We start from the raw sequence: 26,609 nt of genomic DNA on the forward strand, positions 1-26,609 counted from the left end.
TCAGCTCTCCTGCTCATCTGGGACTTGACTGCTGGGCTGATGACGGTTCATGTGCTCTTGATAGAGCAGCTCGAAGAGGTCTATGGCAGCCTGTATCCCTGTCTTGCGCACTCTCGCTAAACCGCTTGTAAAGAACTCGTGAAGGGCTTCTGGTCGCACTCCAGCTCTCTCGAAGAACAGCGCTTGGACCACCATGTCTATGACGTCTGCCGCTAGCACAGTCCTTGCCTCGACAGTCCTGCCTTCGGTCAGTTCTCTCCATGCTTCTGACAGCTGTCCCTGCTGGTCGAGTCTGGCGACGAGCTCAGTAAACACCTGTTTCTCAAGTCGTGTCTTCAGGTCCGCAGGAATCCGATCATGAGGGATGTCCGACAATATGGCCTCGGGAAGGTCATGCAGTATTGCCATCAGGAGTACTCTCGCGATGTTGACATCATGAGCATGTTCGCTCTCATTCACAAGAAGAAGAGCTGCAAGTGCAGTTCCCCACATGTGACTTGCGACAGACTCATCTGCACCGACTGACATGAGCCATCCGACTCGATGAAGTCGCTTGAGGCGGCTGGCAGTCAGAAGAAACTCTACATCACTGGGTTTCATGCAATTCCTCTCGTGGTCTGAAATGGCTGCTTACTGGTTGCACATTCCATGACTTGTCTTGTGTGGTGTTCGCATGGCCCGATGGTTAGCGACAGTGCTTTGAGTGTTGGGGCGCTCCACCAGTACTGACGGCGTGACCGTGGCGCCGTATAGTTGGCATGACAAGACTCCCAAGTGTCTTCTGTACTGCTTGCAACAAACGATACTTGAAAGAAAGAACGAGAGCGGACGACTCTCAGAGAATCGTCCGTCTGTTGAAGCATCTCTCACTATGGTGGAAGGCCACCAAGACTGATTATGAGCGCCTTCCAGTAAGCGATGATCTCGCGTAGCTCTGTGCTGATATACTGGGTGCTGTATCTGAAGCTGGTCAGGCTCACCCCATCATTGGTAAGGTTGTACTTGAGGTGTTGTCCAGCGGGATAGTTGTCCCACGCCGTAGCGTTGAGAATGGTGGCTATGGCGTAGTCTGTGTGCGGCACCACGCTGGTCGCAATCAGGCTTATGCCGATATCAAGATGGTAGTCTGGCAGGCCAAGATAGTCTTGGTTGCCCTCAGCACCTATGACGAGCGGCAAGCGTCGGTTGGAGGCTGGTACTCCTGCGTTCCAGGTCGCATTGACAGCGAGTGCGGCCTGTGCCACTCCCATGATGCTTGCTCTGACGGGAGCGAAGATCACGGAGGCATTTCGTACAGAGAACATGAACTGAGTCTGTGTTCGCGCTGCTTCAGTGTCGTTGTAGCTGTTAAGGTATATGTCGTTTGGAAGAAGACTGACTCCGAGGGCGTAGGTCTCGTTTGCGGCACTGACTCCAGCCTTGAATCCAGCGACCATCTTAGTGACCTCTGTGTCGTCTTCGAATGAACCGATAATCCCTATCTTCTTGCTGTAATTGGGGGCAGCTGCTAGATGTGCAGCCAACACACCCGCCAGAAAGGCAGCCTGCTCGGTGCTGAAGTCTGCTGAAACAACATTTGCCCCTGAGACCTCTGCGCCTATGATTGCGAACCTCTGGTCCGGGAACTGTGGGGCTACTGTAGTGAGCGCGGACTTGAGTCCGTGGCCAACAACGACTATGATGTCATAGTACCCACCAGTACCTGCAAGTTCTTGGAGCTTGCTGACAGCATTCGTTTCGCTGACAACATACCAGTAGTACGAGAAGGATACAGTATCACTAAGATTCTCTAGGCCTAGCTCCATCTGGTCCATTAGGCTCAGGTCTCCTCGGCCCGGTTCCAACATCACAATCGCAACTCTCGAGGGCTCGTATGGATTGGTGACGAAGAGGTATCCTCCGACAGCTCCGAAGACCAAAGTCACAACAATGAATGATGTAATGAGGCTGGATGTAGAGCTCAAGATGCTTCCTCCAGTGTGAATGGTTGGGGTTCGGCCGGTGGTTGATTTAAATATGTTGTTTCTTGTCACGAGGACAATGTGCAAGGCCTGTTTCCTTGCGGCATGCTCGTGACATGATGGCTCCCCGCTTCAGCCAGACATATAAGTGCCTGACGACGAACATGTAGACGGACTGTCACGGAGGTACAAGTGCTGTGTCAAGCGAAGTGCTAAGCAGGGTCGCAGAGCTGTTAGAGGAGGCACTCAACTCAGACGAGAGTATGACCAACATCGTGCTCTGCACAAAGGAAGGTGTGGTGGTCACAGCAGTTTCCAGAGATGAGGAGCTTGATCCCCGTGTGCTGGCCACCGTCAATGCAGCTATTGCGTCTGCAAGTAGTAACACATTCACCCAGGCGCGAGGTGAGCGCGCGTCGTGCCTTATCCACTCGACCGAGAACAAGACAATCTTCACTGTCTTGCAACCCAACTGCTACATGGTGTTCGTGACCAAGGGGACGTACAACCGTACGGATCTTGAGGCACGAGTAGCCCCCATGCAGTCGACTGCCTCGAGGATTGCATTGTTCATGTCATCAAGCACCAGCTTTGGAGCCGAAACGCTCGTGGAGAACATAGCTCGGCGAATACCGGGAATCTCGAAGGTGCTGCTTCTGACCCATGAGGGACTCCCACTGGGGTCACTCGGTTTTGAGAGTGAGATTGAGATGGCCGCTCTTGCAAGCTCCATTTTCGGGAATGGAGTCACTCTTTCGGAGCTGACCGAGCATATTCTCATCTTCTCACAGGAGGTGGCCATGCTAATAGCGCGAGTGGACGAGAAGAGGTTGCTGCTGGCAATCTGCGTGGGGAGAGACAGAATCAATGCAGCCCACCGTATCCTTGATATGATTGAGGCTGGAGCATAATCGGATTAGTCGCTGGTGTCGGACTTGACCTCCGATGGCGTCTCGCTCTCCTCCATGAATTGAAACTGCCACTCGGTCAGGTTGATGGTTATGAAACAGTCCTTCCCGCGCTCGGGGCAGTCTATTCTGATTGTCACATGATCAGGAGTTCTTTCTCTTATCTCCGGATTCAGACATCCGCTCTCAAGCTTTTCCATCAAGAACATGACGTATGCTTCCGTGATGGAGTTGAGGCTTCCTTGCACCAGTGCAGTACCAAGCTCATCCAGGTAGTGCTTCTTTGTTCGACCTTCTCTGACCACTCGAATGAGGCCTGTCTGTTCCATTCTTGCAACATGCCATCTGATTGTGTCATGATGAACACTCAGCGCTTCTGCCAACTGCTCCTGATAACAGCCGGGATTGTTCACAATGAATGCAAAGACTCTCTGGGCGGTCTCAGTCCGTAGCGTGGAGTACGCCATCTCGGCCTCCCGTGTCCGGAGCATCTTCGGGTAGTAGAGCCTCTTGCCTGCGAACTTTATTGACTTGACGAGTCCTTCTCGCTCCAGGATTCTCAGGTGCCATGTCAGTGTACCGATGGGTGACTCTAGCATATCTACAAGTTCGAGTAGATATGTGCCCGGGTTCTCACATAGTATTGTATAGAGGTCCCTCCTGAATGGGTGCAGCAACAATGTCAAGCGTTTCTGCCGTCCCATCTCGTACACCTCTTGCCAGAAGCGAAGCATCAACTCGCTAACAGTGATAAAAGGACTTCGACGGAGTGTTGCTGGTCGTACACTTGACTTCCTACAGAACGCTTTATTATCACTCGCTCCTTTGACGATGACACAGAAACCCGATTGTGAGGGACCAATTTGTGCGGAATCACTGGTGTCGTCGGTCAGAATAGAGATGACATTGGCAAGATCCTAGTGACCTGTAGTCGCAAACTCACCTACCGCGGTTATGACTCGGTGGGAGTCGCAGCTGTTAGGAGCGGTAGGGTCGACCTTCGAAAAGACGTGGGTACAATTGATGAAGTGGACAGGCTACTGGGTCTATCTTCTATGCGAGGTGACCGAGGGATTGCACAGCTGAGGTGGGCCACATACGGCGCGCCGACGAAGGTAAATGCTCAGCCCCACTTTGGATGTCAGGAGGTCTTCTATGGGGCACACAACGGAAACATCCACAACTATGTGGAATACCGAAGAGAGCTTGTTGAGAGCGGCCACGTTGTCCGTTCAGAGAATGATGGTGAGCTCTGTGTCCACGCGGTGGACAAGTACTACGAGAAGACCGGTGACATGTTTGAAGCAGTCCGGTTGTCAACTCGTGACCTCAGGGGTGCATTTGCATTTGCTGTTGGCAGGGCTGATGAGAGAGAGATATACGCAGTCAAGATGGGTTCTTCTCTCGTTGCAGGGGTCGGGAAAGAGGACACCATTGTGTCAAGCGACTTGCCTTCAATCCTACCATTGACCAACAACGTTGTCTACCTCAAGGATGGAGAGATGGTAGTGCTCAGTCCTGACAGAGTGAGAGTCTACAGGGTGCAGGACGGCAAGGAGCTGGACCGCAAGCCAGAGGTCAGCATAGTCGACGCACATGCTGCAGAGAAGGGCGGGTTTCCTCACTTCATGCTCAAGGAGATAAACGAACAGCCCAGGGTCGTGCAGGATGTCATGGGTGTGCTTCAGGGGGCAAAGTGCGATGAATGGCTCCGTCTAATGGATGAGGCGTCGAATCTCTTCATTGTTGCCTGCGGGTCTTCGTACAATGCGGGAGTGGTGGGGACCTACTACTTCGGCAATCTTGCAGGACTTGCTGTTGTCCCTGTCATCGGAGGCCAGTTCGAGCCGATGTATGGCAAGGCCATGAGAGATGACTCACTGTGTATCCTTGTGTCACAGAGTGGCGAGACGAAAGACATTATCAATGTACTCAATCTGGTACGGAACACGGGTCGTGGAAAGACTCTGGGAATCGTGAACGTCATTGGCAGTACTCTGATGTTCAACGCTGATGCCTATGTACCAATGGCGTGCGGCTATGAGGTGAGTGTGCCGGCTACAAAGACATACTTCTCGCAGTCAGTGATCTTCGCATATCTTGCTGCTCGACTGGGTGAGCGCAACGGTCATCTCGACTCCCAAGAGGCACGGTCATTCATACGTCTCCTGGAAAACGACCTTCCAAAGCTCGCCCAAGACACCATCGACCGTACAGGCATTCTCGCGAAGAATCTGGCTCGCACGCTAGTGGATGTCAAGGACCTGTACTGTCTGGGCTATGGCTTCACCGATGGTGTTGCGCGTGAGGGGGCCTTGAAGATCAAGGAGATCTGTTACAACCATTGCGAAGGCATGTACTCGTCTGAGTTCAAGCATGGGCCGCTGAGCATTGTCACCGAGAACTATCCGGTGATATTCGTGACAACCCCAGATGACAGCTGGATGGTCATCAACCACATAAACGAAGTGCGTGCAAGGCTTGGGCGGACAATCATTGTCGGTGAGAATCAGGAAACGTTGACTCCGTACGTAGCATCCAAGGAGGACTATCTCACGGTGCCAAAGTCACACCCACTTCTCAATCCTCTGCTGGATGTGATTCCTCTGCAGATGCTGAGCTACTTCCTCTCGGTTGACCTCGGGATAAACCCGGACCTTCCAAGAAACCTGTCCAAGACACTGACTGTGGACTAGTCTCGGTCTTGGCTCTCCCCAATCCTTATGGCCCGCATTGCAGCGGACGTGACGTTCCCGGCGTCGAAGCCATCTCTGATTCCCCTGACCTCCTCGTCACTCACCCTGAAGATGCCGACGAGTCCTGTCTGGTCTGCGAGAGCCCACTGTCCAAACACACTGACTCCGTCATCCAAGTCACACTCGATGAGACCGATGTTACCGTTTCCTGACCACCAGCTGAGACACCTCCTAACATTCCCGAATTCCCTCATCAGCTCGTTCCACAACTTCTCCAGCGCTGTGGGTCCGTGACTGTTCCGGAATGTGATGAGCACATTACCAGATCCGTTTCGAATCTCCTCTCCAATTCTCTCGGTGTCTTGGGGTGGGAACAGAGCCATAACCATTCGTCATAATGCGGTATGTTAAAAGTGACTCGTTATGGATACTAGGTGCGTACTCAACTGAACCTGGAGATGATTTGGTTCGGTGTGTCCTGCACGTCATACAGTGGGACTATTCTCCTCTGACCCGTGGTCCCCCAGAGTCTTGGAATTGGGTCAGTCCTTCTCAAGCCTAGGTGCAAAGCCGTTTGCTGTGCTACCTTGGAAGGTGCTGAGGTCTGTTGGAAACCATGACTGCAAGGCAACTATGGGTGATGTTGATCTCACGTTGCTCGACCTATTAGTCGTGCTTGACTTGGGCGGATTCGAGCTGGGGCCGTTTCTCAACCGAATTGGACTGCTGTCCTCGCTTGAAGAGGTGGGAGTTCGCGTGGTCAATCGTGTCGCCTCCATCATGAGGATGCGTGACAAGGCGGAGTGCCTTCGACGCCTTGTCTCTGCAGGACTGCCGGTACCAACCACGGTCATCACCGAGTCCATTGAGGATGCTGCTCGTTTCGCAAGAACGCACGTCCCCTGTGTCCTCAAGCCTCTGTCCGGTTTTGGTGGGACTGGCGTCCAGCTGATAGAACGGCAGTTTGACATTGACAACATCTACGACTTCCTGAAGTATCACAGTCAGGTGTTTGGAAGAGGCGCATACTTGTTGCAAGAGTACGTTTCGAACAGTGGGTTTGACATCCGGGTGCTCGTGTGTGGAGGTGAAGTCATCGGCTCAATGCAGAGAGTGGGTCAGGGAGGTCTGGTGACGAATATTCACTCAGGCGGGGTTCCACGCAGAAACACGATTGATGTCGATGAGCTCGCATTAGAGGCAGCAGCATCCGTAGGCGGTGACCTCGTGGGTGTTGACATCATTCCTGACCAAGAAGGCAAGCTCTGGTTGTTAGAGGCAAACGCCACACCCGGATGGGCGGGTCTCCAGACAGTGTGTGAACACAGTCTATCCGATGCAATTGCGAGGAAGCTGCTGTCGGTCTCTTGAGTTTCTAGCGTTCAGCTGCGTGTCGTGCCGAGGCTCTTGGCACTCGTGACCTCTGCGCCGTACCGTCCCAGAGCCCTTGCAGCGTATGGTAGTCCAAACAGGTCTGCACACAGCGCGACTGCTCTGTCTACAAGAGCGAAGGCGACGCCCATTTCGATACTGCCTCCCAGAATCAGGAACACGACTGCAAACCCTCCTTCGACGACCCCAAGTCCGGATATTGAAACAGGGATAAACGAGACTGCACTGAGAGCGGGAAATAGAAAGAGGTACCACTCAAGGGGCAGGTCGATTCCGAGAGCGTATCCTACAACCATCCATCGCAGTGCCGTGAGAAGCCACCCCAACAGAGTGAAGAGGAATACTCCCAGTGCTCGCCGTGGGGTGTAGTCTATGGAACCAACGTAGTTCACATATCTGTGGTAGAGGCGCGACACGAATCCAATCCTGTCAATGACGCGCACCAGTGACGGCGGCACCTTGTTGAATGCAAGCACGAAGAACGCTGCAGCCAGTGCAGCGACGAGTGCAAGAGAGAGCAGCCCGTAAAGGTACAGGTCACGGGACACTCCAAGAGTGTAGAACACAGTAAGCATCGCTGCCGCGAGCAGTCCCGCGCGAAGCAGGAACTCGAACATCTGCCCGAAGAAGATGGCATTTAGGACCTTCCCTCTCTTAAGGTCCGGAATAATGTCGGTCACAACTACAGGCGTGACAAAGTAACCGCTACGGCCCGGGGTCACATCTGCGAGGAGCATACCCGCCAGGTTCGCTTTGAACACACTGCCAAAGCGGTCGCGCTTGTCACAAAGGACTGCAATCTTACCTGCATTACCGACAGTTGCAGTAAGGTGAACGATGCCGGCGAGAACAAGATAGAGTACTGAAACTCCCGAAATCACTGCCCATAACTCCGCAGGTCTGGAGTACCAGATAACAACAGCCAGCAGCGCTATGCCGACGAGTAGTCTGATTCCATTTGCCGTGCTAAGATGCCATCTGGGTTGAAGGTCCGAGTCATCAGTCTCCCGTGCGTCTAGGGTTGGATCTGCAGGTCGGGGGCCAATTCTTCCAGTGGTGGTCAGCATCCTGATGTAGGTCCGAATCGTCCTGAGGACCTTCATCTTGCTCTGTCCTCTCTTCTTTCCGTAGTCAAGGTCGATGGGACTCTCTTTGACTCGAGCACCTGAGCTCTGGAGGTGGACCAGTATCTCCACTGTTGCTGTGAACTCCGTAGTCGTGATGAATGAGTGTTGATACTTGTCCAGGGCTCTCTTGAGGGCGTCGACGCGTATGCATCTGAATCCGGACGTGTTGTCTAGGACCTTGCTTCCCTTGAGCCGTAGTAGGGTGTTAATCCCTCGACTCAGCACCCGTCTTGACAGTGCAAGATTGTGCTGTCCTCCTCCTCTGACATACCGCGACGTCACCACCACATCGTATCCTCGTTCAATCTCGCGGACCATCGCAGGCACAAGTGCCGGATCGTGAGTCAGGTCAGAGTCCATAGTGACAACTACCGCGTCAGGTTCTGCATGAGCAACAATGTATCTGATACCTGTGTTCAATGCAGCTCCTAATCCACCGTTCCTCCTGTGGGTCAGAATCGTGATTGGCATCCTCATCGCGTACTGACGGGCAATGTCACCTGTCCTGTCTTTTGACCCATCGTTGACGAGCACCACTCTATAGTTGGTCACAGCTGCATCTATGGCTTCGAACAGGTCCGGCAGGTTCTGCTCCTCGTTGTACGCCGGGAGCAGGAAGTAGATTGTGCTCATCGACTCGTCATATCCCCATATTCCGTAACGTGGTGTCACTCTGATGTCATGCGGATGGTCGTGCCGCCGTTTTATACTTGCCCCAAGCCTTCACGAGTGGAAGGGATTGCTTTGAACTGAGAACAGGCACACGACAAGTCTGCCATGATCTGTCTGGGAGTAGAGGTATCCATTGGATGAGGCCCACTGTATCACTTGTCCCTCCGGGTCCAGTGTGTATGCATATGACCACACGTACCATACAGACCCCTCTGCAAGAATCAGCGACTCTAACAAGCTGGTAAGACTCGCTCCATAGGACACACCGGTCACGTTGATTCGTCCTTGGTATGTTCTCGCATAGTAGTCAAGAACTCCTGCACCAAAGGTGGGTTCCACTAGGACCGTCATGTTAGTGTCAGAGTATGACGCGATATACTTGATAGCTCCTCGATTGTCTTCTGCCCCGCCGGCAATGCTGTAGGGATAAGAGCTGTCGGCCTCTATCAGTATCCTCGGTGCATATACAAGACCAAACAGGGTCACACCCAAGACAAACACAGCAAGCCAGCTGACTCTTCGACTTGTCCATGTCCGATGCGTAAGTCTACCGAGAGCACTGCCGGCCACCGAGAGAATCATGAATCTGGAAGACACCAGGTCAACGAGCCCGGCCAGCCCTTCTGCAATCAGTATGATGAGTACAGGTAGCAGGCACAGTACGTATCGGATATTGAAGAACCAATAACCCGTGAGGTGAAGAGCATAGTTGGCTGCAACAAAGGCCGCCATGATCATGGTCAGGTCTAGTGGAAGAGGTGCTGTTCTTCTGGCCTGTAGGGTCCTCCAGAACCCGGCCAGAATCAGAAGCAGGAATGGAGTGCTCCATGCAGCCACATAGGCGACAGCCTCGAGTGTGAGTTCGTATCCCGTGGTACTGGCAGGCAGGAAGAACGCACTTGTGAGAAAGAGTATCTGCTGTGGCTTGATGAGTCGTCCTGCATGGGCTGCTGCCAGAACGCCAAACTGGTCAACAACAATGGGCACCAACGGCAGTGCTGCAAGTCCAATCAAGACATATGCACCAAGAATGCCCTTCAGCTGCATGGCTCTACCTCTTGCCACTCTTGCATAGGCAGAGTTGACGATGTGGTAACAGAAGAGCAACGCCAAGTATGCAACGCCGTAGTAGTGGACATATGCAAGGGCAACTCCTGATGCGGCTGTCGTCAACCACGGTCTCATCTGGTCTTGGTCACGCGCAATGAAGTACAGGTAGGTGGTCAGCAGTATCAGAAATGGCAGAAGCGTGTATGCTCGTGCCTCGTTTCCGAAGCGGACCAAGTACGGATTTGTCGCCAGCATTGGAACAGTGAGAATTGAGACTCTGTGGTCCGCGGAGACTCTGTCGGCAAGCAGGTAGGTCATCCATATCACTGCCACTCCAAACACCAGTGATGGAAAGCGAACAGTCCACTCCGCATCCCCAAACAGGTGAACCAGTGGCCAGAGCAGCAGGAAGTAGCCCGGTGGATGCCCGGGGTCTTGCGCAGTAGCTTCGAGAGACCCTGATGAATCAACTATGGTCGCATACTCGTCAATCCAAAGGCTTCGCCCAAAACCTACGAGTGCGAGCGTCGAGTAGACGACACTCCACAGCAGGATCCAGACTGCTCTGTTTCTGGTGATCAACTTGCCCATCTCATCCGAGAGCTTTTCTTGGGTCGAGAAGGCCTCCGCTTTATCCCTGTTGGTACTCATCACTCGACCTTCCAACTGGCGCATCCATAGGTTTTTAAGAAGCCTGGCCGGGACCCACTCACCAGACCTCTCCCATAGGGGCTAGAGGCGTAATCCACCCTAAGAGACAGGGTTCGCAAAACGAAGTTCTGGGGTAAGAATCAGTTGACAGAAGCTGCCGAAACGCCAGTAGAAGACATTGAGATGTTGCGGGAGAAGCTGCGCGAGCTCAAGGCAAAGGCAAGACAGGACCTTGAGGAGCTCAGAAGAGACCGCGACAAGATGCGAGAGTACAAGACGCTGCGTGACGAGCACAACAAGGAAGTGCGTGCTCTGATCGAGTCGGTGAAGGCCGAACGTGAAGAACGTGACAGAATAAACAAGGAGATTGCAGAGGCCAAAGAGAGGCGTGCTGCAATACACGCCCAGCTCAAGAGCGTCTACGATGAGATTCGTGAGCTGCGAAGCGTCATTGTCGGGAGTCCATCCACCGATCAGCGAAGGATGATGCGTCGGGTCGAGGAGCTCGAGTGGCGACAGCAGACCGAGCTGTTGACTCGGGAAGATGAAGCATCTATTGTGGAGGAGATTGCCAAGATCGAGGCCACGCTCGTGAAGATTGGGCAGGAGAAGGAGAAACAGGACAAGATTCACGAGCTGCGACGACTGGCTCGACGACTGAAGGACGAGGCCACGGAGGTTCATCAGAAGGTCTTGGAGCTGTCAGAGCAGTCCCAGACGCACCACCAAGAAGTGGTTCGCATACGTCCTCAGCTGGAGCAGTACAAGAAGGCCGCTGACACTGCACACCAGAACTTCGTTGAGTGGCTCAAGCGTGTGAAGGAGGGAGAGGAGAAGCTCAAAGAAGCCCGGACACAGATCGAGGAGATTCAGGGCAAGATTCGGAAATACGCGTCCGAGAAACAGACCGCTTCGCGGACCGAGAAGCGGACGCAGCAGAAGGTGGCCGAGCAGGAACGCCTTGACGCCGCCGTAGAGAAGCTGCAGTCCGGGAAACGCCTCACTTTTGACGAGTTCATACTGGCCCAGCGAGTCGTTTCTGATGACTCTAGACGAAGGCCCTTCCGACATGAGGCGGCCGATGAGGACGACGGTGATACGAGCGAGTCGGTTGAGGACGCAGCGTCGACTGAGGAAGCAGAGACAGTTGAGGAAGCAATGACCCCCTCGGATGAGCCCTCCGATGATGAGGGCGAGCTGGACGCTGAACTCGATACTGAGCCTCTTCAAGACGGACAAGACAGTACTGACAGCTGATTGCCCACAGTACTGCCCGCGAGGTTAGAGGGACGACTGGTTCCTCTAACTCTCTCACGGCATGGTGAGTGAATTGAGCAGCACAACTCAGAGACCAGTCAGCAGGTGGCCTGCAGGAACCGTCTTCTACTTGCTAGCTCTCGGTTCGGGTGTCATGCGGACTCTCAGTATTGCCACTGACTATGTTGCCTTAGGTGAGTTTGATCCACTGGTCTTCGGCTTTGTAGCACAGTGGGTGTCCTTCCTCGTCACTCTCACGACTGTCCTGTTTCTATCATTGAAGAAGCGTCACGGGACCGCTCGCAGGCCTCTTGGCTACTCGCTTGATCCTGACTTTGGAAGACTCAGCCTCCTTCCGAGGAAGCCTATGCAGTACGTGCTGCTTGCTGGATTCTTTGCTGGAGTGTCCACCGCATGTTACTTTTTCTTGATTGGATTCACTGATGCCTCAGCAGTGCTTCCATATGGGCAGCTTGTCATCATCTACCTCCTCATCGGTGATCTCCTAGCCGAGAAGGACACACCCACGATAATTGAAATACAGTGCATCATATCCATTCTCTTTGGTGCTCTACTCGTTGGCATGACTCCCGAAGGCTTTGAATCGCCCTACTTCCTTGTTACCCTTCTAATTGTCCTAGGACCGCTCAATCTGTCCTCTGCATTGATAACCTACTATCAGAAGAAGGCCAAGCGATATGAGGTTGCACCAGGGCTTAAAGTCGATGCTCTGAACATGAGAGTCTGGTCGCTGTTCGTCCTGAACTCGGTCTTCACCCTGCTAATCCTGCCCGTTGTAACTCCGGAGCAGTGGGCAACGGTGCCGCTTGTCACCCCAACGATGATTGTCTGGATGGCGATTGGTTCACTGGCAACCTTCTTGTCAATAGTGTTGTACATCCGTGCGCTGGCCAGAGGATCGATGGCAATTGTCAACTCACTCACATCCATATCCGTGGTATTGGGAATCCCTGTAAGCGTGATTGGGAGCCTGACACTCCCCGGCTCCTTTGGGCCAATCACTAGCGACCCCACTACATGGATACTTCGCACGTTTGGGGTCATACTCGTAGTCGTTGGTATTGTGGCACTTGAAGGGTCTGATGTCCGTTCGATAATCCTGATTCGGACGAAATCCAACGCCGGGGACCTCCTGCCCGCTCTCTTTAGCGTCAAGGGCGTGGAGAGCGCATCGGCGCTGGCAGGGCGAGAAGACTACCTGCTTAGCGTAAGAAGCCGGAGTCTAGCCAAGACGAGAAAACTTGTCCTGAAGAAGATTCAGCAAATCGAGGGTGTCAACACTATCCAGACACTGGTGGTTCTCAAGGAGTATAGGTGATAGTAATGGCAGTGACTGCATACATGTTGATGTCAATAGAGATTGGAAGGACTGAAGCTGTTGTCGAGAGGCTGCGAGCAATCGAGCCTATCACTAAAATAGCTGTGACTACAGGGGTTTATGACATCATCCTGCGGCTGGAGGTACCCAGTCTTGACGACCTCTATGACATCACGCTTAAGATACATAGCATTCCGGGGATTAAGGAGACCTCGACAGCCGTGGTAGAAAAGATGTTCATGTCAGTATGAGCCCATACCATTCATGCTGGAATGGCCTTACTACACCGGTCTTCTCGGTCTCTGACCGCGAAGTCGAGGATCATCCCCGATTCAGTCGTCGTTGTCCATGTACGTACTGGTTCGGGAATGCAAATGCCGCTCTGCAAGCCGCAGTGCAGGGGTTTCAAGAGAGCATACTGGGCAGACCTTCTATGACAGCTCAGCGCATAGTCAGGCGGGCACACAGATGGACCGACCGTGAGTCATTCACATTGACATGAACGGGCTGGTACGCTACTATGCATACTACCAGTCTCTTCAGACGCTCGGCCTTTCGTCTCCGACCTAGTCACCTCATACCTTTTATTCGATTGTGCTCTAGCCGCCAGTTGCTGGTTCCAGCATCAGGGGCCACATTCCATGAGTGAGGTGTGTTGAGCTTTGTATGAAGTGTCCGCCAACGAATTGACGAGAAGATTCGGTGACATTGTCGCCGTGGACAACATGACTCTCGATGTCCCACAGGGCTCCATCTTCGGCTTGCTTGGTCCCAACGGTGCTGGCAAGTCCACTACCGTGAGACTGCTATGTACTCTGCTTAGACCGGACGCAGGTACCGCCACAGTCTCAGGCCATGACATCATCAAAGAGCCTGTCGCAGTGCGTCAGACTACGGGTGTTCTGCCCGAAGAGGGCAACCACACGCTTTACCCTACGATGACCGCAATGGAGAACCTAGAGTACTTCGCTCGACTCTATGGCGTACCAGAAGAGGAGATTCGACCTCGCATTCAGGAACTGCTTGAGTTCATGGGTCTCTGGGAACGCCGCGACGACCTCGCAGGTGCACTCAGCACCGGCAACCGGCAGCGGCTTGCACTCTGCAGAGCACTACTACACAAACCCACTGTGTTGTTGCTAGATGAGCCCACTTCCGCACTGGATCCCTTGGCAGCCAAGCGCGTACGAGAATTGATTCTGAGTCTGTCACAGAAGTACGGTCAGACGTTCTTCATCAACAGCCACAACTTGGCAGAGGTTCAGAGAATCTGTGACAGGATTGCAATCATAGACAAGGGCAAGATACTGCTCATGGGCTCCACCGAGGAGTTGAGAAGGGAGCTGAGTTCCGAGCAGGTCTTCCGCATACGTGTCTATGGGGACGTTGCAAGAGCAGAGTCCATCGTACGCTCGCAGGAATACGTTCTTGAGTCAACAGTGGAGGTGGACACAGTCGTGGTCAAGATAAGCGACCCCCTTGAGAACAACTCTCGACTCATGAGCACACTTCTCAACGCGGGGATCAAGATAGTTGAGTTTGCAGAGGAGGAAGCCACTCTTGAGGACGTCTATCTTCGGACTATAAAGGGAGGTGACCAGTGATGACAAGCAAGTCGATGTTGGTCGCCAAGGCGGACCTCAAGATGGCCATGAAGTCGAAGCACATCAAGTATAGCTTGGTCTTCCTCGCAGCACTGGCTCCAGTCATGCTAATTCTGATTATAGGCTTGCCAGCGGCACTGATTGACCCCGCCAGCCCAGACTACATTGTCGTCAATCTATTCTTGCCCTTGGGTGCAAGTATGCTGACCCTCATGGCGGTGATTCCCGCAGGACTGATTGCTGCAAATGCCCTTGTGGGTGAGAGAGAGTCCAACACCCTTGAGCCTCTTCTATGCACACCCCTCACGGATCGTGAGTTGATCTGGGGCAAGACGCTCAGCTCACTGATTCCATGCTTGACAATTCTGTTCGCTGGCACGCTTGCTTCTAGCATCGGCATCAACATACTCATGGTTGCCTTCAATCGGCCCCTCCTCCTGTTTCCTGACCCTGCTGGCGCATTCCTGATATTCGCTGCAGGACCCGTCGTCGTGTTGTCAATTGTGTCTACCATGATCCTCGTGAGCGGCAGGGTCAGCAAGGTCTATGAGGCCTATCAGAGTGGTACCATAGCTGCGTTGGTATTGATGATTCCACTATTCGCACCAATGACCTCGTTGGAGACTGGCATGGCAGACCCCAGCACTATCTGGTTCACCAACATAGTCACGTTCATCATCGCATCAGCAATTGCAAGCATAACGTGGGCGATTGCCCTGAAACGCTTCAACCGTGACAAGATGGTCTCTCTTGTCTAGTCTCCTGGGAGTGGCGACGCCACTCCACTCTCTTTCTTATGGCCTATCTGACTCTCCTCAATCCCTTTGGATACCTCATGGCTAGGTCACGATAGATCCTCTTGAACTCGCTGAGCTCCTTCTTGTGGTGTTCCTGCACATCGCCGACCACCTTGGCAGGCACTCCGATTGCAATCTTGCCGTCTGGTATCTTGGTTCGTGCAGTCACTACTGCGCCCTCTCCAACGACCGACCACTCTCCAACCTCCGCGTAGTCTGACACTACTGCCCCCATTCCGATGACTGCTTGACTTCTGACAGTGGCATTGTGGATGATGCAACCGTGGCCAAGCGTCACATCGTCGCCGATGACAGTCCTTTCACCAGGTCGTGCATGCACCACAACATTGTCTTGGACGCTGCACCCGTTCCCAATCTGTATCTCTCCATAGTCCCCCTTGATGACTGCACCTGGAGCGACGTAGCAGAGGCTGCCAAGTGTCACTCTCCCAATCACCGACGCGGAGTCGCTTACATAGGTGTCGTTTCCAACTATTGGTACTCTGCCTTCGAATTCGTAGACTGCCATGTGTCCAGTGTAATCTCACACAGGTATTAGGTCTCCGAAACATTAAATGGCCCCTGTGAGATACTAATCCAGTCTGTTGAAACCTTAGCTGGGAGCAATCTGCAGTGTCACCGAAACGAGACAATCGAGAAGCAGGACCGCTCTTTCCGATACTGAGAGGGGAGTCCGTGGGCCATCACGGTGAGTTCACGGGCTATGCTGTGATTGTCAAGAGCCCCACGCAGCTCAGAAGGGAGTGGCGCGCTGATCACATTGCGGTACTGGACTCTGCACTCAAGACCTATCTGAGTGAGAACCCAAACGAAATGGAGTGTCTCTTCGCTGCAGTGTCGGCAGTCCTGTCCGAGTTCGGAGAGTCGATTGGTGACAGTGCTGCAATGGCATATGTCAATGAGTGCATATACATAGTGAAGGTCTCCGATGCAAGCCATGTACTTGAAGATGGTATGCACATCCGTGTCGTGGCGCATGAGAACCTCGGCGAGGTCTTCTTCATAGATTAGGGACCTGCTATTGCCCTGCTTCGGCAGGACCATCAGGTGAGGCGACTTGAAGAGTGAAGTCGGAGGCTCCGAGAAGAATGGGCGAGAGTGACAGTCCTCCATCCTCTCATGCTCACTGTCATCGAAGAGCCCCGAGTTCAGCAGACTGTCTTGCCAACGAGCCAGTTGAATCCGAAGGCATATGACCACCTTCCTGCGTGTACTGGACTTGGATGACTTGAAATAGCTGATGTGCAAGTCTTGCAGTGAATCCAAGTTGAAAGCACGTCTGAAGGTCGACAGTCAGTGGCTCGAACTCGAGAAGAAAAGCATGGCCAAGATGCGCCAGGCGTACGAACGGTGGCAGTCCGAGACACTGCAACGAGCCAAGGACGCAAAGGACCTCCGGTCACTTCGTGAGCTGTTCTATGAGATGGGTGACCGTTGGGAGTGGGACCAAGCGACGGGCTCTTGGTTGTCAAAGACATCTGAGATTGAGATGGTGGGCCTTGTGCTGCGTATGCCCGGACTCGATGAGAACAAGGAACGGTTTGTTATCTATCTCGTCATGGCATACAGCAAGGGCGTCACAAGTGCGTTCGACCATCTTGGTGACAAGGAACGGATAATCATTGAGCAGGACCTGAGACAGGGGTCACTGCGTGTCTGGTCCACCACTGGTCACGGTGCCATGGACCTCTTTCCCACTGAGTTGAGAGGTTTCGAGTCCGTCAACAACAGCCTGCAGTCGTGCATCTTGGTGGCACAGCCGGGTGACCATGCGCTCAGACTCGAGCTTCCCAAGTCCAGTGATGAGTACTGGACGCTCGGTCAAAGACTGTGGTCCATAGTCACAGGAGAGACTTCTTTCTCAACCAGAAGATTCAATCTGCTTGATGCTGAGGGCATAGAAGAGAAACTTGAGTTCAGATTCTATCGATACGCCAAGGCGGTGATCGACCTTGAACATCTGTGGAAACGACTTCAGGGCACCATACTCGGAGCAGCACGAGAAGCGGTCTTGGACCGAGTCCCTGACCACATCGAGACCTACAACAGACATGTTCTGCGCAGAATCGAGGGTCTCCTGCATGTCCTCTGGTTTAGACCGCCCTACAGACAGATCGATGTCGCGAAGAGACTCTATTCTCAGCTCAGCTCGGAATCGGTAGCAACCGAGATGAAACACGAGGTGCTGGCCGCGCTTGATCAGCTTGTACGCAGCCTCACGGACGTCATTGAGAAGGCCAAGTATATCAAGTGGAAGAGCGTCATTGACCGAAAGAGCTTCGGCAACAGTGAAGCATTCAGGGGACTTGAGATCAGCGACATGGCAAAGGAGGCCTTCGCAGCCGCTCTGGACGACATTTTGAAAGAGCACACCCTAGCGTATATTGGCTATCCCGAGCGCGCGACAATGAAGGGCAAGGTGACGAGAGTGGTCTTTGGGTTATTGGTGCTACCGACAAGACTGATGGTGACAGGGATCAAGCACTTCAGACAGGCCGCAGCAAGACTCCGACATGACATTTCGAGGCGGCTGGTCAAGACATCTGTGACAAGTCCGCAGCCCGAATGAGCTGTCTTGACTTGCAAACGCTTTTAGCCTCAGTTGTCTGTTGGTCTGATGTCTGTTTGAAGCTGTGTTTCATTCATAGGGCACAGCAACACTGTAGGTATTGCCTATGGAGGCACACTCGGATTGAAGTCTCTAAGAGGACTACTATTGGTTTTCATGCTCCTCTCTGTCAGCGTACCAGTCGTTGGCAGTCTTGGAGTTCTGTTTCCTGTGACATCTGAACCACATGAAGCCATGCACGTTATCGTCTCGGAAGAACCGGGAACGCGACTGGACCCTGATGAACACACTCCGCATGTGCCAATCTTCATCAATGGCACAGCAGACTTTGTGTCCCAGGGATGGCCGGGCGCGGGCACCGAGATGTCACCTTATCGCATTCGGGGACTGAACATAACGACAGTCGCTGATGTGGTGAACATCAGGATCATCAATACAGATGCCTACTTCCTCATTGAGGACTGCTTCGTGCGCCAAGTCTTCTCCAGCCATGCCGTATCCTTTGTGAACGCGTCGCATGGTCTGATAGAGTATGCAACTATAGAAGCAGCGGACCTGGCGGTGTCCTTCTACAATGCCAGCAATGCCCGCATCAGCCGCTCTGTAATAACATCCACTTCCGATTACTGCCTGCAAGTCCAGTACTCCAACGACTTCTTGATGCAGCACTCTGTACTCAATTCCAAGTACCGGCTCATCGGTTTCTATCAGAATGTGGGTGCCCAGTTGATTAACAACACGTTACATGGTCACCCCGATTGGAATGGCATCTACATGCAGTACTGCAACTACACACTGCTTTCCAACTTGGTTCTCTATGACACATTCAGACCAGTCTACGCATACTACTGTCCCCATACTGATGTGCTCGATCTTGTGACCGATGCAGATGGAGGCCTGTTCTTCGCGTATTGCAATGACGTTGCCATCAGAGACTCTACAATCATCTCCCACATGGAACAAGCAGTGTATCTGTTTTTCAGTAACGACAGTGTTGTTCAGCACTGCGTACCGCGGTCAGATACTGGAGCAGCCATTAGCGCTTTGCACTGCACAGATGTGGAGCTGAGTGGCAATACAGTGCCCTCAGACTCCTATGGAGGCATCTTCGCCGACTCATGTCCGAGGCTACTCGTCTCCCAGAACACTGTCCGTTGTAATTCGACGCAAGGAATCAGCCTGAGTACCTGTGAGAACTCCACGGTGATCTACAACAGCGTCTTTGACGGAGACTCGACTGGCATCTACCTGGTCTCCAGTCCCAGAGCTGAGGTCAGCCACAACACCGTTGCAAACGTCAATGACGATGGTATATTCCTCGAGTCTTGCTTCCTGTCTGTGGTGTCATTCAATACTCTGACTGAATTTGCAAGTGAGGCCATCTATGCCACGAACTCCGGCAATCTCACTATATCCTCAAACACAATCGAGGGTGCAGACAGCGACGCAGTCCACATCGATGGCTGCGACAACTCATCGATATCTGACAACGTTGTTACAGGAGATGGCGGCTTCTATGTCGAATCCTGTGACTCGGTTCGCATTAGCAACAACCTCCTCACAGAGGTCAGCGACTATGCCATAAACACAGAGCTCAGCGCAGATGCGCTGGTGGAGTTCAATACAATCACCGACTGCCTGAACGGAATTCGTCTGCATCAGTGTGATTCATGCGACATCAGAAACAACGATGTGTCGTCTGCGCAGACTGGTGTGTACGTTGGCGGATGCACAGGCGCCACACTATTCCATAACACCGTTGATGATTGCGTTGAGGGGATTCTGTTGAAGATGAGCCCGAACGCGAGTCTGGAAGGCAATGCTGTCACAGACTGCGGCTATGGGATTGAGGTTGATGAATGCACTGGGATGGTCCTGCTTAGCAACAGCATGACCAGCTGTGGTTTCTGGTGGGTTGAGGGTTATGCCATTGAGTACTACAATCACACACTGAGCGGCAACACCGTCAATTCGAAGCCAGTGTACTACGGACTGAGTCAGACTGGTGGCGATGTCGACGGCAACTCGTACGGCCAAGTGATTCTCGTCGACTGTAATGGTACACGCGTGTCCGGCGGGACATTCACTGCGGCCGGTCCGTTTATGATCTACTTCAGCGTGCTAATCAATGCCAGTCATGTCACGACGGCATCCAGTCACTACTGCGGAGTCGTCGCCTACCTGTCTCAAAACCTCACGCTGAGCGATGTGCACCTAGACGGTGAGCATGTCCCGGACAATTGTGGCATCCTTCTACTGGGGTCTCCGTATTTCCACATCTCGAACTCAGAGATCTTGAGATACAACTCAGGGCTCAGGCTTATCAGTTCTGGTTATGGGACCGTGTCCCAAACCACTTTCTCGCAGAATCATTTCTCGGTAGTTGAGGTCACACCGGGCCACAATGTTTCAGTGCTGTTCTGCGAATTCTACCATGCCGTCGATACTCACATTGTAGCCAACGCGAATGGTGACTACTGGAATGTGACTGGATGTGTGTTCCACAACGCAACGGCAGCAATCACGTGGTATGGCAATCGGCCCTATTTCTCCTCGAACACATTCACCCACTGTGGATATGGGGTGTATGTGACGGGCAGTGCATCCGATAACGGCATGATTACTCGCAGTCAGTTCGAGAGTTGTGACACTGCGATATACATCTTGTCTGGAGACTACTGGACAATCACAAACAACACGATCATGTGGAGCAACAGTTACGGCGTGTGGCTTTCAGGGTCAACCGGTACAGTCGTCTACTATAACACAATTGCCCTGAGTGCGTCTGACAACGGCTACGACTCTGGCACCAAGTATTGGGACGATGGTATGTCGCAGGGCAACGTCTGGGATGACTATACTCCTCCGCCTCCGTACATTGTGAGTGGTAGTGGGGCATCGCAGGACAGGTATCCCAGTCAGTTCGTGGTCACCCTACCCATCATCAACCACCCTCTGGACAGGTCCTACGCTGAGTTCTCAGAAGGCCACTCTATTGGATGGAGAGCGTTCGACGACTACCTGAAGGACTGGTGGGTCACTATCGATGGTCTGCCGTGGGCCAATGGCATCTGGACCTTTGACCCCGCTCACTACATCACCGTCAATGTGGACGGTCTTCCGTACGGCATGCACACTGCCACTATCACCGTACGTGACATCAACCTCAACACGGTCTCTGATACAGTCATCATCCATGTCTACGATGATACTCCTCCGACCATAGATGGTCCTCCCGATACGGAGGCCTTCGAGACCGGCACGGGTCAGACCCTGATGTTCGAAGTGTACGATCAGAACCCACAGAACTACGTCGCCACCCTCGATGGCAACAGCTTTGCCAGCGGTACGTGGAGCAGTCCCCTACTGAGCATGAACATAGACTCCATACCTCTGGGTGTGCACGAGGTCCTGCTGACCATCTACGACGTCGATGGCAACTCGGCATTCGACGCGGTTCAGGTGCTTGTGTTGAGTGATACCACTCCTCCCACGATTGACAACCCCAACAATATGACCATCATCTTCGGCACGGTGGGGAACTTTGTGGTCTGGACTCCCGCGGATGCTCATCCCTCTTTCTTCGAAGTGCGCACCGGGTCCATGGTCGTGGAATCGGGCTCCTGGGGCGGCGGAAAGGTCCTACTCGCACTTGACGACATTCCTGTGGGTAACCACAACTTCACACTGACTGTGTGGGACAAGGCTGGAAACAGTGCAAGCGACAACGTCTTGGTGACAGTCTTGCCGCCGGGTTACCAGCCTCCACCTCCGTTCGATCTCGGTCTCCTACTGATAGTGGCGGGAATCACGGCCGGTGTCGTTGTTGTGGTGGCTGTTGTCTACAAGCTCAAGAAGAAATAGATAGCATGACAATACCAGCTCCGTAGACTGTGGCGGAGGTCTGCACGTCCGCACCCTTCGTTTTCACCGGGGCCATTCGGTCCTATGACACTCGCTGCTCGTTGCAGCGCTCCTAGGGCAAGTCGTTGAGGTCAGTGAGAGTGCCACTCCTTTTCAGACCGTTCATTTCTAGTTGGACAGAGTTGGACACAGGAGTCTTGTCACTCCCAGGATACGGCACTGGGGTCACTCCTTGAGGTCTCATGATGTGTCGAGCCGACCTCGAGCTCTCCGTTCCCGCACGGAGGTATACATGCACCACGCAGCGATGTCCAAGGCCGTCCAGCTTCTGGGCAGCTGCTGCTAACCCAATGCCTCTGCGGCGTACCTGCATGTGTCGTGTACAGTACATGGACTTGCCTCGTGGCGTCCTCGTGTGGCTGTACGGTCTTCTCCGTCTGTGCTGTCCTCAAACCTTCACACTCAGCAGCTAACTGCTGTTCCTTGCAGATACACTTGATGAAACCAGCATGTACCAAACTCTTTTAGCCTTGCGCAGCCCATTGATGGCACTAGTATTATGGACTGGCAACTCGAGCCAGTGCTCCAAGAGTAGGTGTAGACGAACTGGAGGAAAACCTCGATTTGAGAAGAACTCATGGACTGCTTGTTATAATCATGCTTCTGGCTGTCGTTGTCACGTATAGCAATGGCCCAACGTCACTCACATGCGCTTGTGATGATGCTAACACTGGGCGGCACTTGCTGTCGGACGACTATGGAACGCGGCTTGGTCCCACAGAACTGGAAGACCATGTGCCTATCTTCGTCAATGGCACGGCCGACTTCGCATCTCAAGGATGGCCCGGTGCAGGCAGTGCGATGTTTCCTTACGTCATATCAGCGCTGAGAATAAACCCTGTTATCCCCGTTGCTGCTGTCCGGATAATCAACACAGACGCTCACTTTGTCATACGAGACTGCCTTCTCAACCAGACTTACATGCTTGATGCGATTGTGCTCGAGAACGTGTCTCACGGGTCTGTCGAGTATAACACCGTCCGCGCAGGCAACAGAGGGATCTATGTCGAAAATGGAAACAACACTGTCATCTCTCATTGTGATGTGATGGCATCCAACTATATAGCAGTGGATGTGCATGAATCGAATGACTGCAGGCTTGAGAGCAACTCAGTTGTGTCCGTTGGCCACAGGGCAGTGTACGCAGTGGAATCACACAGACTAGTGTCAACCCACAACACCCTGTCTGCCGCCGCGGGGTCATTTGCATTACACTTCTACGGCTGCAATACGACATCCTCCGCGGATGACGTGGTACTGTCCGGGCTCGGAGGTATCGCTGGCGAGTACTGCCATGGAATGCATATAGAGAGAATGGCAGCGACCAGCGTGGGTTACGGGGCCTATGTGTCTTACTGCACCGACGTTTCCGTGGATGGGAGTGTCCTGCACGCTACGGAGTATGAGGGAGTCCACTTGTCATATTCTCCAGAAACGAGCATCGTCGGCTGCACCATCAGCTCAGAGGGAGCAGACGGCATCTATGTGAGTCATTCGAACGGCACTCTGATCCATGGCAGCACGATTGTTTCGGCTGGTGCCTCGGGAGTTTACTTGACCGCTTCTCACCACTCCGAGCTGGTCGGTAATACGATAGAGAACTGTGACAGCAATGGAATAGAAGCTTACACCTCCGTGGGTCTTGTCATTCTTAACAACGTGATTGACGGTGTCGGTGGCGATGGGATCTACCTTGATCACTGCGAAGATGCCCATCTCGAGGACAATGCAATCCACGACGCCAGGGCAGGTGTCGATACGAATGGATGCGACCGGTTGAGTGTCTTCGACCACACCATTAGTCATGTGGACGCAGCTGTGGTGGCAGTCGGCTCCACGAATGTGACCATCCGAAGTGGTCTCTACTCATATGCGATTGCGGCGGTGTACCTTCAGGACTGTGTGAACGCGCAAGTCATGGACAACCTGATTGAGGAGGTGAATTACGGAGTCGTTGGGGACTCGACCCCTAACGCGACAGTGTCGCACAATGAGATTAGTTCGGTGTACGAGCAGGCCATCGCCATGGTTGGCCAGACGGACTCTGAGATCCGCTCGAACGTAATCAAGGAGGCCGAGTTGGGAATATACATTGGGAGCGACCAGGGAATTGACGTGGTCTACAACAGGCTGGAGGAGATCAATGGGCGCGCTATTGTTGTCGAGGCGCTTGAGAACGGGACTCTCAGTCATAACGTCATTGACGGACATAACAGCATTGACGGACGCGGCACCATTGGTATTGCGCTGACCGCCGTTGGTCTGAGTGTGGTCAACAACACGATTGTGGATTTCGAAGTGGGCATCAGCTTAGATGGCTCGTTGCTTCTTACCTTTACAGACAACCACATGACTCGTTGTGGTTTCTACTGGTCCCCAGGTGACACCTTCGACTTCTACAACCACTCGATGTTCAACAACTGGGTCAACTCGCTTCCAGTCTACTTCTCTGTGGGACAGACTGGCGTTGACTTGGATGGCAGTCTCTACGGCCAGGTCATCCTCCTCGACAACAACGGCACTCACATCACTGGTGGAGTGTTTGACACCTGCACATCTGCAGTGATGGTCTTCCATAGTCTTCTGGTTCACGTTGCCGACATTGTCGTGCCGTCATGTGTGCATGGTGTGGTCATATCCTCCTCTGAGAATGTCTCCCTTCAGAACATCTCTGTAGAGGGTCTGGCAATGGCTGTGAACGATGGTGTGACACTCAGCCAATCCGATTACTTCGTGATCAGCGCTTCTGATTTCATGCACTTGTCTGATGCAGTCCGGATTGACCGGTCAGACTATGGACTTGTCAGTGACTGCGACTTCGACTCGAACGGCTATGGTATTCTTGCCTACGGCCAGTCTAGCTCATATCTCAGGGTGGAGAGTTCCCGATTCAGCAATGCCGAGTTCACGCACATCTCTGGGGAGGTTGCTCCCCTCAACAACTACTGGAATGTTACCGACTGCGAATTCTTCAACGCAAGCAAGGGCATCAGCATATTGGGTGCTTACCTCCATCTGTATCTCAACAGTTTCGTGCACATGAGTCAATATGGCATAGAGGTCACGAATGCCGCCTCCGACTACGGGTACGTTGCGTCCAACACCTTCGAGAGCTGTGGCACGGCTGTGTACATTTTTAGCGGCGACTACTGGAACGTCACCTCAAACGACATACTCTGGAGCACCAACTACGGTGTGTGGCTCTCAGGCTCTACTGGCACCTATGTATACTACAATACAATCGCGCTTAGCGGTATCCAAAACGGGTATGACGCGAACACAAAGTACTGGGACGACGGAGTTGCGATTGGCAACACATGGTCTGACTATGTCCCACCACCTCCCTACGTGGTGTCCGGCGCAGGTGGTTCAACTGACAGATACCCGATCCAGTGGGTAATTACGGAACCGATTGTGAATCATCCACTTGACGTATCCTATGCTGAGGGCTCCACTGACAACTATCTGACTTGGCTGGCCTCTGACGACTACCTTCGCGACTGGAGCGTCACTATCGACGGCGCATTCTGGGCTGAAGGTATCTGGGACCTCAAGCAGCGCTTTGTCATCAGCGTTGACGTAGATGGTCTGCAGTACGGAACGCACACTGCAGTGATCACAATCTGGGACGTTGACCAGCACAGTGTAACTGACACGGTACTCATCAAGGTCTATGATGGCACCCCTCCTGAGATTAGCGGGCCGCCAGACACAACGGTTTTTGAGACCGGTGTGGGTCAGACACTAGAGTGGGTTGTCAGTGACCTTCATCCTGCCACGTACATGGTCACAGTGGATGATTTGACTGTGGCCTCCGGTTCGTGGTCCAGTGGTGTGCTGTCCATAAACGTTGACACTGTTGAATTGGGACTGCATGACGTTCTCATGACTGTGTACGACATAGATGGCAACGCGGCTCAGGACTATGTTCTGCTGCTGGTCGACTCGGACACCACCGCTCCAACTATCGACCACCCTGATGATGTAGTCATGATCAGTGGCACAATTGGGAACAAGGTGGTGTGGAACCCGAGCGATGATAACCCATCTCGCTTCAGTGTCATCTCCAATGATACCGCTGTTCTCTCTGGCCCGTGGCATGGAGGAAGAATCATGCTGAACCTTGACAGCCTGCCTGTCGGTAATCACACCTTCACTCTGACTGTCACTGATGGCGGTGCCAATTCTGTCAGCGATACCGTGACAGTGTCTGTCAGGTCTGCGGGCCCTGAGACAGTGCCTCCCCCATTCGACGTGGGTCTCCTTCTCATTATCGCTGGAATAGGGGCAGGTGCAGTTGTCGTTGTGGTGATTGTGTATACGCTCCGGAAACGGACCGCGGGGACATAGGTATCTGCAGTGAGCCATGCAGTGTTGATTCTGCCACTGCAAGGTGGTGGAATCTCAGACAGAGGTCCTTCCTGACCTCTGTCGCCTCCACAAGTTACACTGAGATACTGAACAGGTGTCTTGGGCGTTTCCGTACATCCACACAGGTACGCGTCCACGTATCACTCAGTACAAAACGACACGGGAGCCGACATGAGCACTAATGCGTGAAGAGGACAATCCGAGGAGACGTACCGCATGTGAGTCAAGTGCTTCTCGGCAAGAACGCTGGGACCTAGGTCAACTCGATAC

At 53.2% G+C, this 26,609-nt stretch carries 19 protein-coding genes; 12 read left to right on the forward strand and 7 right to left on the reverse strand.

Annotated features, from left to right (window positions below; translation table 11 throughout):
- On the reverse strand, positions 1-600 hold the full coding sequence (locus HXY34_10655; GenBank protein NWF96588.1) for an HD domain-containing protein: 600 nt from the start codon (positions 598-600) through the stop codon (positions 1-3).
- A gap of 269 nt (positions 601-869) precedes the next feature.
- Positions 870-1,964, reverse strand: a complete 1,095-nt coding sequence (locus HXY34_10660) for a BMP family ABC transporter substrate-binding protein (protein NWF96589.1) — start codon at positions 1,962-1,964, stop codon at positions 870-872.
- Positions 1,965-2,158: 194 nt separating this feature from the next.
- Between HXY34_10660 and HXY34_10665 the strand changes: the two genes are divergently transcribed.
- On the forward strand, positions 2,159-2,872 hold the full coding sequence (locus HXY34_10665; protein NWF96590.1) for a hypothetical protein: 714 nt from the start codon (positions 2,159-2,161) through the stop codon (positions 2,870-2,872).
- Positions 2,873-2,877: 5 nt separating this feature from the next.
- Here the strand turns inward: HXY34_10665 and HXY34_10670 are convergent, their stop codons facing one another.
- Positions 2,878-3,573, reverse strand: a complete 696-nt coding sequence (locus HXY34_10670; protein NWF96591.1) for a helix-turn-helix domain-containing protein — start codon at positions 3,571-3,573, stop codon at positions 2,878-2,880.
- A 159-nt stretch (positions 3,574-3,732) separates the two neighbouring features.
- Here HXY34_10670 and glmS point away from each other — a divergent pair, with 159 nt between their 5' ends.
- Positions 3,733-5,565, forward strand: a complete 1,833-nt coding sequence (gene glmS / locus HXY34_10675; GenBank protein ID NWF96592.1) for a glutamine--fructose-6-phosphate transaminase (isomerizing) — start codon at positions 3,733-3,735, stop codon at positions 5,563-5,565.
- Here glmS and HXY34_10680 read toward each other — a convergent pair.
- Positions 5,562-5,948 carry a hypothetical protein gene (locus tag HXY34_10680; GenBank protein ID NWF96593.1) on the reverse strand — a complete coding sequence of 129 codons (387 nt, stop codon included), beginning with the start codon at positions 5,946-5,948 and terminating at the stop codon, positions 5,562-5,564. The two genes, glmS and HXY34_10680, sit on opposite strands and share 4 nt — an antisense overlap.
- Before the next feature lie 154 nt (positions 5,949-6,102).
- Between HXY34_10680 and HXY34_10685 the strand changes: the two genes are divergently transcribed.
- Positions 6,103-6,936: a RimK family alpha-L-glutamate ligase gene (locus HXY34_10685; GenBank protein ID NWF96594.1), complete on the forward strand. Its 834-nt coding sequence runs from the start codon at positions 6,103-6,105 to the stop codon at positions 6,934-6,936.
- An 11-nt stretch (positions 6,937-6,947) separates the two neighbouring features.
- Here the strand turns inward: HXY34_10685 and HXY34_10690 are convergent, their stop codons facing one another.
- Together HXY34_10690 and HXY34_10695 are read right to left on the reverse strand one after the other, a co-directional pair.
- Positions 6,948-8,756, reverse strand: a complete 1,809-nt coding sequence (locus HXY34_10690) for a glycosyltransferase (protein NWF96595.1) — start codon at positions 8,754-8,756, stop codon at positions 6,948-6,950.
- Between the two features lie 51 nt (positions 8,757-8,807).
- Positions 8,808-10,457 (reverse strand): glycosyltransferase family 39 protein, encoded by a 1,650-nt coding sequence (locus HXY34_10695; GenBank protein NWF96596.1) that lies wholly within the window; start codon positions 10,455-10,457, stop codon positions 8,808-8,810.
- A gap of 144 nt (positions 10,458-10,601) precedes the next feature.
- Between HXY34_10695 and HXY34_10700 the strand changes: the two genes are divergently transcribed.
- The 5 genes from HXY34_10700 to HXY34_10720 all read left to right on the forward strand — a co-directional run bounded on the left by HXY34_10700 (position 10,602) and on the right by HXY34_10720 (position 15,415).
- Positions 10,602-11,714: a hypothetical protein gene (locus HXY34_10700; protein NWF96597.1), complete on the forward strand. Its 1,113-nt coding sequence runs from the start codon at positions 10,602-10,604 to the stop codon at positions 11,712-11,714.
- Positions 11,715-11,787: 73 nt separating this feature from the next.
- Positions 11,788-13,053, forward strand: a complete 1,266-nt coding sequence (locus tag HXY34_10705) for an Lrp/AsnC ligand binding domain-containing protein (protein NWF96598.1) — start codon at positions 11,788-11,790, stop codon at positions 13,051-13,053.
- A gap of 5 nt (positions 13,054-13,058) precedes the next feature.
- Positions 13,059-13,304, forward strand: coding sequence for an Lrp/AsnC ligand binding domain-containing protein (locus tag HXY34_10710; protein ID NWF96599.1), 246 nt, complete (start codon positions 13,059-13,061; stop codon positions 13,302-13,304).
- Between the two features lie 411 nt (positions 13,305-13,715).
- Entirely contained in the window at positions 13,716-14,657 is a 942-nt protein-coding gene (locus HXY34_10715; protein ID NWF96600.1) for an ABC transporter ATP-binding protein, read from the forward strand.
- Positions 14,657-15,415 (forward strand): ABC transporter permease subunit, encoded by a 759-nt coding sequence (locus HXY34_10720; protein ID NWF96601.1) that lies wholly within the window; start codon positions 14,657-14,659, stop codon positions 15,413-15,415. Before HXY34_10715 ends, HXY34_10720 begins: the two co-directional genes overlap by 1 nt.
- Positions 15,416-15,458: 43 nt before the next feature.
- Here the strand turns inward: HXY34_10720 and HXY34_10725 are convergent, their stop codons facing one another.
- Positions 15,459-15,983: a gamma carbonic anhydrase family protein gene (locus HXY34_10725; protein NWF96602.1), complete on the reverse strand. Its 525-nt coding sequence runs from the start codon at positions 15,981-15,983 to the stop codon at positions 15,459-15,461.
- Positions 15,984-16,087: 104 nt separating this feature from the next.
- Here HXY34_10725 and HXY34_10730 point away from each other — a divergent pair, with 104 nt between their 5' ends.
- The 4 genes from HXY34_10730 (at position 16,088) to HXY34_10745 (ending at position 26,318) form a co-directional block, all read left to right on the forward strand.
- Positions 16,088-16,486, forward strand: coding sequence for a hypothetical protein (locus tag HXY34_10730; GenBank protein NWF96603.1), 399 nt, complete (start codon positions 16,088-16,090; stop codon positions 16,484-16,486).
- 256 nt (positions 16,487-16,742) lie between these two features.
- Positions 16,743-18,044 (forward strand): hypothetical protein, encoded by a 1,302-nt coding sequence (locus tag HXY34_10735; protein NWF96604.1) that lies wholly within the window; start codon positions 16,743-16,745, stop codon positions 18,042-18,044.
- A 123-nt stretch (positions 18,045-18,167) separates the two neighbouring features.
- Positions 18,168-21,908: a right-handed parallel beta-helix repeat-containing protein gene (locus HXY34_10740; GenBank protein NWF96605.1), complete on the forward strand. Its 3,741-nt coding sequence runs from the start codon at positions 18,168-18,170 to the stop codon at positions 21,906-21,908.
- A gap of 624 nt (positions 21,909-22,532) precedes the next feature.
- Positions 22,533-26,318, forward strand: coding sequence for a right-handed parallel beta-helix repeat-containing protein (locus tag HXY34_10745; GenBank protein NWF96606.1), 3,786 nt, complete (start codon positions 22,533-22,535; stop codon positions 26,316-26,318).
- The last annotated feature ends 291 nt before the right edge of the window (positions 26,319-26,609 follow it).

Source organism: Candidatus Thorarchaeota archaeon (assembly GCA_013388835.1).
Lineage (GTDB): Archaea > Asgardarchaeota > Thorarchaeia > Thorarchaeales > Thorarchaeaceae > JACAEL01.